General features: G+C 47.3%; 6 protein-coding genes. All 6 read right to left on the bottom strand.

The annotated features are described in order from the left end of the window. Positions 1 to 32 precede the first annotated feature (32 nt). Positions 33 to 911, bottom strand: a complete 879-nt coding sequence (locus tag ACYVR3_RS04960) for a helix-turn-helix transcriptional regulator (protein ID WP_461243349.1) — start codon at positions 909 to 911, stop codon at positions 33 to 35. Positions 912 to 1,032: 121 nt separating this feature from the next. Beyond that, positions 1,033 to 4,677, bottom strand: a complete 3,645-nt coding sequence (gene rpoC / locus ACYVR3_RS04955; RefSeq protein WP_461243348.1) for a DNA-directed RNA polymerase subunit beta' — start codon at positions 4,675 to 4,677, stop codon at positions 1,033 to 1,035. 19 nt (positions 4,678 to 4,696) lie between these two features. Then, entirely contained in the window at positions 4,697 to 8,302 is a 3,606-nt protein-coding gene (rpoB, locus tag ACYVR3_RS04950) for a DNA-directed RNA polymerase subunit beta (protein WP_057151908.1), read from the bottom strand. Positions 8,303 to 8,559: 257 nt separating this feature from the next. After that, positions 8,560 to 9,150: a TetR/AcrR family transcriptional regulator gene (locus ACYVR3_RS04945; RefSeq protein WP_461243347.1), complete on the bottom strand. Its 591-nt coding sequence runs from the start codon at positions 9,148 to 9,150 to the stop codon at positions 8,560 to 8,562. Between the two features lie 439 nt (positions 9,151 to 9,589). Next, complete coding sequence (locus ACYVR3_RS04940; protein WP_461243346.1) at positions 9,590 to 12,076, bottom strand: ATP-dependent Clp protease ATP-binding subunit; 2,487 nt, start codon at positions 12,074 to 12,076, stop codon at positions 9,590 to 9,592. 17 nt (positions 12,077 to 12,093) lie between these two features. After that, entirely contained in the window at positions 12,094 to 12,561 is a 468-nt protein-coding gene (locus ACYVR3_RS04935; RefSeq protein ID WP_054734076.1) for a CtsR family transcriptional regulator, read from the bottom strand. Positions 12,562 to 13,021: the final 460 nt, after the last annotated feature.

Below are 13,021 nucleotides of genomic sequence, written 5' to 3'. Positions count from 1 at the left end.
ACAGGGTTTTACCTGACAGGGACTGTCAGCTTTTAATAATTCGCCAAAATTTTTTGAACTTCACTTCGCAATTGATCCCTTAACGATTGAGGCGCCAAGACCGTCAACCCGCTCCCAAATGACAATAAGTAGGTCACTAGCCAGTCACCTTCATTAACCATTGTTACAACTTCAAACTCGCCCGACTTGTTTTGGTTGATATCCGATTTCGGAAACGCCTCAAAAACTCGGTACTTTAACCGCTCCGCCAAACGCAACCTCACCTGAATTTGCGCCACTGGGGTCGATTGCACCGTTGATTCAGTTAACCACGGTTGACCGGTTACTTCCGGATGGTCCGTTTGTTCGCCTTTTAGGTCACTCAATCTGGTCAATTTAAAGCTGCGAGTCGCTTTGCGTTCAATTGAATAACCCGTCAGATACCACGCATTATTCTTGAACACCACCTGAAACGGGTAAACTTCACGATTAGAAACCTCATTTTTGGCGTTCAGATACTGAAAACTAACAAACTGGTGATTGAGAATTGCCGACCTTAATTGTGCAAGAATCACTTCTTGCGCATCGTCTTTCCGCCAAGCCGTTGGGTCAATCTTCAACCAGTCAACCGGTACCTGCTGAAAAATGGCCGATAACTTAGTCAACGTTTGATCATCTTGAACATCTAAATCTCGCATATTCTTCAACGACGTTAAGATATCGATCTGCTCATCCTTATTCACCAGCGCTTTACTGATTTTAAACTCTGGCAATAATGAAACCCCACCGTTTCTACCATGCGACGTGTAGACTGGAATGCCAGCAGCACTCAAGGTATCAATGTAACGATAAATCGTTCGCACCGAAACGGCTAACTGTTCGGCTAATTGTTCGGCTGTCACTTGATCATGATCTAACAGGATATAAATCATTTTTAATAATTTTTCTGATTTGATGCTGCATCCCCTCCGCACTAAGTCTCTCTTCTACAAAACCAATTATGGACGCAAAAAGGCCCGAAAGCCAACCGACTTTCGAGCCTTTTCTAAATGTTTACTTAGCTTCTTCTTCCTTCATCCGACGTTCCAATTCATTGATTGAATAGACGCCATCAGTGGCAGAGCCGCCAACTTCCTTAGGCTTGATCTTCCGGTAGTCCGGCATCCCGGTACCAGCTGGAATAATCTTCCCAATGATAACATTTTCTTTCAGACCGATCAGAGGATCGTTCTTACCACGGATCGCAGCATCAGTTAAGACACGCGTGGTTTCTTGGAATGACGCAGCTGACAAGAAACTGTTGGTTTCAAGGGCAGCCTTGGTAATCCCTAAGATAACTGGACGGGCAGTCGCAGGAATCCCACCAGAAACCAAGGTCTGGTAGTTATGTTCCTTGAAGTCCTTAATATCCAGCAACGTCCCAGGTAAGACGTCCGTATCGCCCGGATCCATGACCCGAACCTTACGAAGCATTTGACGAACAATGATCTCAACGTGCTTATCCAAGATGGAAATACCTTGCATCCGGTAGACCTTTTGGACTTCGTGGAGTAGGTAGTTTTCAGTAGATAAGACGTCACGAACGCGAATCAATTCCTTAGGATCAACAGACCCTTCGTTCAACGCAGCGCCACGGTGGACAAAGTCGCCTTCAGTCACCTTAAGACGAGCGGTAATCGGTAACGTATAGCTCCGAGTATCAGCTTCACCCTTAATGGTGATTTCAGTCGTCCGTTCAGCTGGGTTTTCTTCGATTGATTCAACCGTCCCAGTAACTTCCGTAATCTCAGCTTTACCTTTAGGGTTCCGAGATTCAAAAATTTCTTGAATACGAGGAAGCCCTTGGGTGATATCGGCGTTACCGGCAACACCACCGGTATGGAAGTTACGCATGGTCAATTGCGTACCAGGTTCACCGATTGATTGAGCGGCAACCGTACCGGCTGCTTCGCCAATTTCAACTGGATCGCCAGTGGCAACGTTCCGACCGTAACAGTGTTCACATACCCCGTGGGCGGTGTTACAAGTGAAGACCGAACGAATCGTGACGGTTTCAACACCGGCATCGATAACCTTTTGAGCAATGTCTTCATCGATCATTTGGTTACGGCCGATGATCAAATCACCAGTCTCTGGGTCGTAGATCGACTTCATCGTGTAACGGCCAAGGATCCGGTCGTACAATGGTTCGATCATTTCGTTACCGTTCTTGATTGCACTGATCGTCAAACCACGATCGGTACCACAGTCTTCTTCACGCACAATAACGTCTTGCGCCACATCGACCAAACGACGAGTCAGGTAACCTGAGTTGGCAGTCTTCAAGGCCGTATCGGTCATCCCTTTACGGGCACCGTGGGTCGAGATAAACATTTCCAAAACAGAGAGCCCTTCACGGAAGTTTGCGGTGATTGGCAATTCCATGATTGCCCCGTTAGGCGCAGCCATCAAACCACGCATCCCGGCAAGTTGCGTAAAGTTAGAGATGTTCCCACGAGCACCGGAGTCACTCATCATGAAGATTGGGTTTTGTTGTTCGAAGTTATGGATCAACTTGTCTTGCAAGTTATCCTTCGCATCGTTCCAAACCCCGATAACCCGTTCGTAACGTTCGTGGTCGGTAATCAAACCACGACGGAACTGCTTGGTGATCGTTGCCACTTGTTTGTGGGCGTCATCGATGATTTGTGGCTTATCAGGTACTTCGGTCACGTCGACGATTCCGACAGTTAAGCCAGAACGGGTCGATTCGTTGTAACCCAAGTCCTTCATCCGGTCAAGTAAGAGTGACGTTTCAGTCACTTTGTATTGCTTGTAAACTTCAGCAATGATATCACTCAAGAAGCCTTTCTTGAATGGCTTAACAACTTCAGCATCACGTAAATGATCGAAGATATCTTCGCCTGATTCCAAGAAGTAGCTATCCGGCACGTGGCCGTTCAAGTTCGTCGTTGTTGGTTCGTTCAAGTATGGGAATGACTTAGGTAAGATGTCATTAAAGATCAACTTACCAACACTCGTGACCATAATCTTGCCCTTTTGTTCATCGGTAAATGGCTTGTTCTTTAAGGATGACGTTTGAATCCCGACACGGGTGTGCCAGTGAACTAAGTTGTTGTTGTAAGCCAACACAGCTTCGTCCTTATCCTTGAAGATCATGCCTTCGCCTTCACGGCCGGCTTCTTCCATAGTCAGGTAGTAGTTCCCGATAACCATATCTTGAGATGGGGCCACAACGGGCTTCCCATCCTTAGGTGCCAAAATATGGTGGGCAGCAAGCATCAGCAAACGCGCTTCAGCTTGTGCTTCATCAGATAGCGGCACGTGAATGGCCATTTGGTCCCCATCGAAATCGGCGTTGTAAGCTTCACAGGCTAATGGGTGTAACCGCATTGCCTTACCACTAACCAACACTGGTTCGAACGCTTGAATCCCTAAACGGTGAAGCGTAGGGGCCCGGTTCAACAGAACGGGGTGTTCACGGATAACATCAGCTAAAACGTCAAAGATATCATCGTCTTGACGATCAATCTTACGCTTAGCGTTCTTGATGTTAGAAGCTAACCCACGGCTAACCAATTCCTTCATGATAAATGGCTTGAATAATTCCATTGCCATCGGCACTGGCAAGCCCATTTGGTTCATCCGTAATGATGGACCAACGTCAATAACGGAACGGCCTGAGTAATCGACACGCTTACCCAGCAAGTTTTGACGGAACCGACCTTGCTTCCCTTTCAACATGTGTGAAAGAGACTTCAATGGCCGGTTACCAGGACCAGCAACTGGACGGCCACGACGACCATTATCGATCAAAGCATCAACGGCTTCTTGTAACATCCGCTTTTCGTTTTGAACGATAATGCCTGGGGCGTGTAAGTCCAATAACCGCTTCAACCGGTTGTTACGGTTGATCACCCGACGGTACAAGTCGTTCAAGTCAGAAGTGGCAAAACGGCCACCTTCCAATTGAACCATTGGCCGGAGATCAGGTGGGATAACTGGAATGGTATCCATTACCATCCAGTCCGGCTTGTTACCGGAAGTCAGGAAGGCTTCCAAGATGTCCAAACGACGAACGGCACGCGTCCGCTTTTGGCCAGTAGCTTCCTTCAATTCTTCCTTAAGTTCAGTGACTTCTTTTTCAAGATCCACGTCACGTAACAACTTCTTGATGGCTTCGGCACCCATTTCGGCGCTGAACCCGTTACCGTATTCGGCCTTCTTATCACGGTATTCACGTTCAGAAAGCAACTGCTTCTTTTCCAATGGTGTGTTACCTGGTTCGATAACCACGTATGAAGCAAAGTAGATGATTTCTTCCAATGAGCGAGGGCTCATATCAAGGACCAAGCCCATCCGGCTAGGAATCCCTTTGAAATACCAAATGTGAGTAACTGGTGCTGCTAATTCAATGTGTCCCATCCGTTCACGACGAACTTTAGAACGCGTAACTTCAACACCACAACGGTCACACACGACACCCTTGTACCGGATCCGCTTGTACTTACCACAAGCACATTCCCAGTCCTTAGTTGGGCCAAAGATACGTTCATCGAACAGTCCGTCTTTTTCTGGCTTTAAGGTTCGGTAGTTGATGGTTTCTGGCTTCTTAACTTCACCAAATGACCAGCTCCGAATCTTGTCAGACGATGCAAGTCCAATTTGCATGCTTTCGAACTTATTGACATCGACCAAAGGATCGACCTCCCTTTAATTAGTCTTTTGCGTTAGCTTCATCCGTTTTAGCAGCTGCTTGCTTTGCATCGGCAGCGGCTTTGTTTTGTTCTTTTTGTTGTTCCGCGAATTTACTCAAAGCGTCAACGTTAACCACGTCGTCATCTTCTTCGTCCATGTCACGTAACTCGATTTCTTGCTTGTCACTACCAAGGACCTTCATGTCCAACCCAAGTGATTGCAATTCCTTCACTAACACACGGAAGGATTCAGGCACACCAGGCTTTGGAATTGGTTCGCCCTTAACGATGGCTTCGTAGGTCTTCACACGACCAACCACGTCATCTGACTTGTAAGTCAGGATTTCTTGCAACGTGTACGCAGCACCGTAAGCTTCAAGGGCCCAAACTTCCATTTCACCAAACCGTTGGCCACCAAATTGCGCTTTACCACCAAGTGGTTGTTGCGTAACCAGTGAGTAAGGTCCGATTGAACGGGCATGGATCTTGTCGTCAACCATGTGGGCCAACTTCATGTAGTGCATGACACCAACGGCAACCCGCTTGTCAAATGCTTCACCGGTCCGACCATCGTAAAGAACGGTCTTGGCATCGTCCGCCATCCCGGCTTCCTTAACAGCCGCCCAGATATCTTCATCTTGCGCACCATCAAAGACAGGGGTTGACACGTGGATACCTAACTTACGAGCAGCCATCCCTAAGTGAATTTCGAGCACTTGCCCGATGTTCATCCGAGAAGGCACACCCATTGGGCTCAACATGATATCGATTGGGGTACCATCTGGCATGTAAGGCATATCTTCTTGAGGGATCACGATTGAAACGGTCCCTTTGTTCCCATGACGACCGGCCATCTTATCACCGACTTGCAGCTTACGCTTTTGAGCGATGTAGACCCGAACCATCATGTTAACGCCAGGAGACAATTCATCACCGTTTTCACGAGTGAAAATCCGGACGTTTTGGATGATCCCGCCGCCACCATGAGGCACCTTAAGTGACGTATCCCGAACTTCACGGGCCTTTTCACCAAAGATTGCGTGCAACAGACGTTCTTCGGCTGATAATTCAGTCACACCCTTAGGCGTTACCTTACCAACTAAGATGTCACCATCATGAACTTCGGCACCAATGCGGATAATCCCCTCTTCATCGAGGTTCTTCAAGGCATCTTCACCAACGTTAGGAATTTCACGCGTAATTTCCTCAGGTCCGAGCTTCGTGTCTCGGGCTTCTGATTCGTATTCTTCAATATGGATCGACGTGTAAACGTCATCCTTAACAAGGCGTTCGTTGATCCCAATGGCATCTTCGAAGTTGTAACCTTGCCAAGTCATGAAGGCAACTAATGGGTTTTGACCTAAGGCCAATTCGCCATCTTCCATTGATGGCCCATCAGCCAAGACTTCGTCGTTATCAACGTGGTCGCCCACTTTAACGATTGGCCGTTGGTTGTAGTTCTTACCACCGTTAGAACGTTGGAACTTCATTAACTTGTAAGTGTCTAAGGCACCGTCTTCACGACGAACACGGATTTCACGTGCATCAACGTATTCAACAGTCCCATCGTGCTTGCTGATCAAGGCAACACCAGAGTCATGCGCAGCTTTGTATTCGATCCCAGTCCCAACTAATGGTGAGTGAGGATCCAACAAAGGAACGGCTTGACGCATCATGTTGGCACCCATCAAAGCCCGGTTAGAGTCATCGTTTTCCAAGAAAGGAATGCAGGCCGTAGCGACCGACACAACTTGCTTAGGCGAAACGTCCATGTAATCGACAGCGTCGATCCCGGTTTCGATGTTTTCAGACTTCGCACGTGCCATAACAACGTCGTTCACAAATGAACCATCATCGTTCAATGGTGAGTTCGCTTGTGCCACAACGTAGTTATCTTCTTCGTCAGCGGTCAAGTAGTCGATCTTATCGGTAACCTTGTGAGATTCCCAAGAAACACGACGGTATGGCGTTTCGATAAAGCCATACTTGTTGATCCGAGCGTAAGAAGACAAACTGTTGATCAACCCAATGTTAGGGCCTTCAGGCGTTTCGATTGGGCACATCCGACCGTAGTGGGTGTAGTGCACGTCACGAACTTCATAACCGGCACGGTCACGAGTCAAACCACCAGGTCCAAGGGCAGATAACCGACGCTTATGCGTTAATTCACCCAATGGGTTGGTTTGGTCCATGAATTGTGACAGTTGTGATGACCCAAAGAATTCCTTGATTGAAGCAACAACTGGCCGAATGTTGATTAATTGTTGTGGCGTTACGGTTGAGGCGTCTTGAATTGACATCCGTTCCCGAACAACCCGTTCCATCCGAGATAACCCGATTCGGAATTGGTTTTGCAACAATTCACCAACGGAACGAATCCGACGGTTACCCAAGTGATCGATATCATCAGTGTTGCCAACGCCTTCTTGCAAGTTGAAGAAGTAGTTAACAGCAGCTAAGATGTCGGCTGGGGTAATGTGCTTGTATTTGAGATCAATATGGCCATCGCCAATAACAGGGATAGCACGTTCTGGATCGTCTGGTGATTCAACCATGATGGTTTGCAACGTAACTGGTTCAGTCACAACTGCTTCATCAGATGGCGTGTAAGTCACCGTCTTGAAGTCGTCACGATCTAAGTAAGGTGATAACGTCTTCAAACGATCCTTATCTAAGATATCGCCCTTTTGTGCCAAAACTTCGCCAGTCTCAGGATCAGCTAAGGTTTCAGCTAAGGTCAAGCCCAGTAAGCGGTTCTTCAAAACTAACTTCTTGTTCGTCTTGTAACGGCCAACTGGCGCCATGTCATAACGCTTAGGATCAAAGAAACGCGCGGTCAACAGACTCCGTGAAGAGTCAGCGGTCTTAGGTTCACCTGGCCGCAAGCGTTCGTAGATATCCTTCAACGCTTCTTCAACTCGTGAATCATCGGTGTTCTTGTGAACATCCTTTTCAAGAGTTGCCATCAAGCTGTCGTTGTCACCGAACATCTTGATGATTTCATCGTCAGAGCCGAAGCCCAATGCCCGAACAAGTTCTGACATTGGAATCTTCCGCGTCCGGTCGATACGAACGTAAGAGAGGCCCTTAGCGTCGGTTTCGAATTCCAACCAAGCACCTCGGTTAGGAATCACAGTGGCACCGTAAACCGTCCGACCGTTCTTATCAGTTTCTTCATTATAATAAACACCAGGGGAACGAACTAATTGCGATACGATAACCCGTTCGGCACCATTAATAATAAACGTCCCTTGTTCCGTCATCAGTGGGAAATCCCCAAAGAAAACGTCTTGTGACTTGATTTCGCCAGTTTCATGGTTCGTCAAGCGCAACGTGACGTGTAGTGGTGCTGAGTAGTTTGCATCGTGTTCTCGTGCTTCATCAACGGTATATTTTGGTTCTAGTAATTGATAATCAACGAACTCTAATGAAAGGTTCCCTTGGAAATCTTCGATTGGCATAATGTCATCGAACATTTCGCGCAGCCCTTCATCTAGAAACCATTGGTACGAATTCTTTTGGATTTCGATCAAGTTAGGTAAATCCAATACTTCCTTAATCCGTGCGTAGCTTCGTCGGGTCCGGTGCTTGCCATATTTAACCAAGTGTCCTGCCAAGTTGTTCACCTCTCCAGTTTATTCAGCGAACTGAATCCAAATATTACAATTAGATTACATTTTCAAAGAAAACGATTTCTAACCGGTTTTTTGGCAAAAAAAATCCAAAAACAAACCGATTCTGTTTGCTTTTGGTTTTTATGAGACCCGCCGCGGACAATAGATCGTGACGAATCATTTCAGTTCACAGTTCCATACTGCTGATTAGTATACGCACTTCAATTGTGCTTGTCAAGGCTGTTGCTCACATTACGCCTAAATTGGTCTTAATCAACGACGCCATGCAAAATCATATCCAACAACAACCGAATGCGGGCCTCTTCCGATAAGTCCGAACCACCGATTTGGTGAAACCGGCTGAACAGCGGACTAAGACTCGTCATATAAAACGAAGCCGCCTCCGTTGCGGTCAATGGCTTTCGAAGGGTGACATCTTCACTTTCAAAGAACGTGGTGATCGGCGTTAGATAATCCGTTTGAAACAGCATGCCGAGTCGTCCTTGGTGCGCTGGTTTTAGATACGCAAAACTAGAGTGGATCACCGTAAAAATGTCACGCGGATGCGCATCTGTCAGCACCTGCGTAATCTGCGTTAACCGATCTTCTGGTGATAACGTCGTCTGTTGGACATTAATTGCATCGATTCGTTCTTTGATCGACGCCCCTACCGTTTGAATCACCTGCAAGAAAATCACTTCTTTATCGTCAAAGTGATGGTACAGCGCCGGTTGGGTAATCCCCACCGCTTTGGCAATGTCTCGGGTCGAGGTTTCTTGGAACCCCTTGGATAAAAATAATTCCCGCGCTGCATCAAGAATGGCCTGGCGGGTCTGTGCTAACTGTTCCTCTCGCTTCAATTGAACGATCCTTTCTCATACCAACTACTTTTTGTCGATTAATAGTCTACCATATTAACCTTGTAAACGAAACGGCAAAGCGTTAGTGTGCGAAGCGAGACGGGTTGAGAGCGGTGTGTAGGGGCACTTCGGTGAAAGCGCCTGGGCCTGGCGGTTTTATCGAAGTGCCCCTACATGCAGCTCTCAGTCTCGCGCAGCACCATTCGGCGTGGTGGCCAGAAAGTGCGTGGTTGACAGGTTTCTACAACTTCAGGAACCCTGAAAATAACAGTTTAAGCGGCGCCGAATTTTGTCGCCTGAACGAGCGCTTTTTAATGCGGCTTTGGCGAGCAAAGCGACGACAAACAGCCGACACCCCCAATCGCACCCAATGTGTACGCTGGACACAAAAGAAGCAACCCCACCAAAGTGAAGTTGCTTCTACTGTAATCTATTTAACTTACTTAGTTCCAACCGGTTGATTCTTCTCAACCGGCTTTTCAGTCTCTTGTTTCACGTTCACGGTAATCTCACCCTTGGTTGCACCAAGCGTGACTTGGTTCCCCGCCTTGATTTCGCCAGAGAGCAAGGCTTCGCTCAACCGGTCTTCAATCTTGGTTTGGAGGGCTCGACGAATTGGTCGTGCACCATACTCAGGGTCAAAACCAGCATCGGCAATCACGTCGATAGCTGCTGGTGTTACCTTGACCTTGATACCTTGATCGCTGATCCGCTTGATCACCGTCTTAGCCATCAACTTCACGATTTGGTGGAGTTCCTTCTTAACGAGGGCGTGGAAGACCACGATTTCATCGATCCGGTTCAAGAACTCTGGCCGGAATGATTGCTTCAAGGTTTCACGAATCGTGGCTGCCATGGCTTTGTAGTCTTCGGCATGATCTTCGGCACCAAACCCAACCGTCTTTTCGTCCCGAAGGCGAGTTGCCCCCAAGTTAGAGGTCATGATCAAAATGGTGTTTCGGAAGTCCACTTTACGACCCTTGGAGTCAGTCAAGTAACCATCGTCAAGCACTTGCAGTAACAGGTTAAAGACGTCTGGATGTGCCTTTTCAACTTCATCAAAGAGAACGACTGAGTAAGGCTTTTGACGGACCTTTTCAGTTAATTGGCCACCTTCGTCATAGCCAACGTACCCTGGTGCCGAGCCAATCAACCGACTCGTTGAGTACTTCTCCATGTATTCACTCATATCAACCCGAATAATGTTATCTTCGGAGCCGAACATGGCTTCAGCCAGTGCCTTGGCCAATTCCGTCTTCCCAACCCCCGTCGGGCCTAAGAACATGAATGAACCAATTGGCCGGTTTGGATCTTTCAACCCACTCCGAGCCCGCCGAATTGCCCGTGAGACTGCAGAAACGGCTTCTTCTTGACCCACAACCCGCTTATGCAAGATGTTTTCCAAGTTGATCAAACGTTCCTGTTCAGTCCGTTGCAATTGGGTCGTTGGTACCCCAGTCCAGTCAGAAACAACTTCGGCAACGTCTTCGCCAGTGACGTTTAAGTCATACTGTTGGTCACTTTCAGCCTTCTTCTTGGCTTTCTTATCGAGCTTCGCTTTCAACGCAATTTCTTGTTCTCTCAAATCAGCGGCTTCTTCAAACCGTTGGTCCAAGATGGCAGCTTCGCGTTGGTCGGCTAATTCAGCTAACTTCGCTTCTTGCTTAGATTTTGCAGATGGTTGATCCATTTGGCTGATTCGCACCTTAGCGGCTGCTTCATCCATCAGATCAATGGCCTTATCAGGTAAGAAGCGATCCGTAATGTAGCGAGTAGATAACTTAACGGCTTGTTCAAGCGCCTCATCTGAAATGTTGGCGTGGTGGTGTTCCTCGTAACGTGGCCGCAAGCCCTTCAAAATTTCAATCGTTTCGTCTTCGGTTGGTTCATCGACTTGCACAGTTGCAAACCGACGTTCCAACGCTGCGTCAGATTCGATGTATTTTTGATACTCGTCCAACGTGGTTGCCCCAATGGTTTGGAGTTCGCCACGTGCCAGAGCGGGTTTCAAGATGTTCGAGGCGTCAATGGCACCTTCAGCACCACCGGCACCGATCAAAGTGTGTAATTCGTCGATAAACAGGATGACTTGGCCATCGTTATAAATTTCTTCGATAACCTTCTTCAACCGGTCTTCGAATTCACCACGGTACTTAGTCCCAGCAACCAACGACCCCATATCAAGAGCCATCAGCCGTTTTTGCTGCATATCTTCTGGAACGTCACCAGCAACGATTCGTTGAGCAAGCCCTTCAGCAATCGCCGTTTTCCCGACACCGGGTTCGCCAATCAGCACGGGGTTGTTCTTGGTCCGTCGACTCAAAATCTGAATTACACGCCGAACTTCCTTGTTCCGGCCAACCGTTGGATCCATTCGATCATCTTTGGCCAATTGGGTCAAATCCCGAGCCAACGAATCCAGAGTTGGGGTACCGCCTTGTTGCTTGCGAGCGCGTGGGTTGCGCCGCTTATCTTGAGTTTCACTAACGCCGAGCTTCCGCAAGATCACCTTGCGCGCTTGGCCGAGGTCAATGTTTAAGTTCATTAAAATACGTGAGGATAAGATGGTTTCATCACTCAGTAGCGCAAGTAATAGGTGTTCAGTACCAATCTTAGTCGCACCGATTCGCTTTGCCTCTTCACCAGCAACGGACAGCATGTCCTTGGCCTTTGGTGAATATGGGAGGTAAGTATCCTTATCAACGTTGCCTAAAGTGCCGTAACCGGTAAACCGTTCGATTTCTTCACGCACATCGTCTTCGCTAATTGAGAACTGTTGTAACACCTTGTTGGCGATCCCGTTCTTCTCAATCGTGAGCGCTAAGAGTAAGTGTTCCGTACCTACCGCTTGGTGCTTGAAAAATTTGGCTTGCTCTTGAGCTAATGCCAATACGCTCTTCGCACTTGGGGTAAAAAGATTATCCATATCAATTCCTCACTTTCTTAGCTCTCGTAACGCAAATGCTTTAGGATGCTCACTAAGATCCGCGCTCGTAAGCCGTTTTCTTGTGCTCGGTTTTCCATTTGAAGGGTGTCCTTATTCATGATCGTCAAGATGATGTTGGCTTCACGCCGACCAATGACGCCACTTTCATAAAGACCCTGCACGACAGCGTAACCATCGCGTTGCCCAATTGAATCACCAATCGTTTCAATTAAAGAGTCCAACACGTCCGTATCATCTAACAAGTTGACCTTCTCTATTCGAATATAGCCGCCACCGCCACGCTTGCTTTCAACTAAATACCCATTTGATAATGTAAAGCGCGTTTTGATCACGTAATTAATCTGAGAAGGTACCACATTAAAGAGGTCCGCAACCTCAGATCGGCGAATTTCTACGTGCTCCGTATCCGACAGAATCTGTTTGAGGTACTTTTCGATAATATCGGAAATATTTTGATTTTGCACGTTATCCCTCCATTCACCAACTCAGCAATCTACTTTGACTAATGTTGACTTTTATTATACGAATCTTTAGCCAAAAAGCAAAGTATTAACCTTAAATTTAAATTTCTTTGGTAATTAAAGGGGCCGTCCTCTACGTTGCGGTTGGACCCGAAAACCGATTACTACCTATATTATAGGCCAGAACCCCTTATTCTGACTACTGAAAGCCGTGAATTGATGGGATTTATTGTCATTAACTCAGTTTAACCATCCCAACGGATCAATGACTGTCACGAACTAGCAACTGGCCTAAGTTAGCTTAGGTTTAGGCTTTACCATAATCGCCTATCATGAGATTGTCAAGTGAGCTTTAATCAGTTATTCATATAACGCAGCCGATAGAAAATCAAAACCACCCGTAAAACGGGTGGTTTGCACTCGGCCTATAAGGCCTATGTACCTGCCAGCGTCTCAAGGCGCT

Source organism: Secundilactobacillus muriivasis, from assembly GCF_054785195.1.
Note: the sequence above shows the minus strand (reverse complement) of the source record. Positions and strands in the feature narration are given on the sequence as shown.

What these genes read in the sequence shown, in the direction of transcription:
- ACYVR3_RS04960 (WP_461243349.1), bottom strand. Translation starts at nt 911, where the DNA reads ATGATTTATATCCTGTTAGATCATGATCAAGTGACAGCCGAACAATTA.
- ACYVR3_RS04940 (WP_461243346.1), bottom strand. Translation starts at nt 12,076, where the DNA reads ATGGATAATCTTTTTACCCCAAGTGCGAAGAGCGTATTGGCATTAGCT.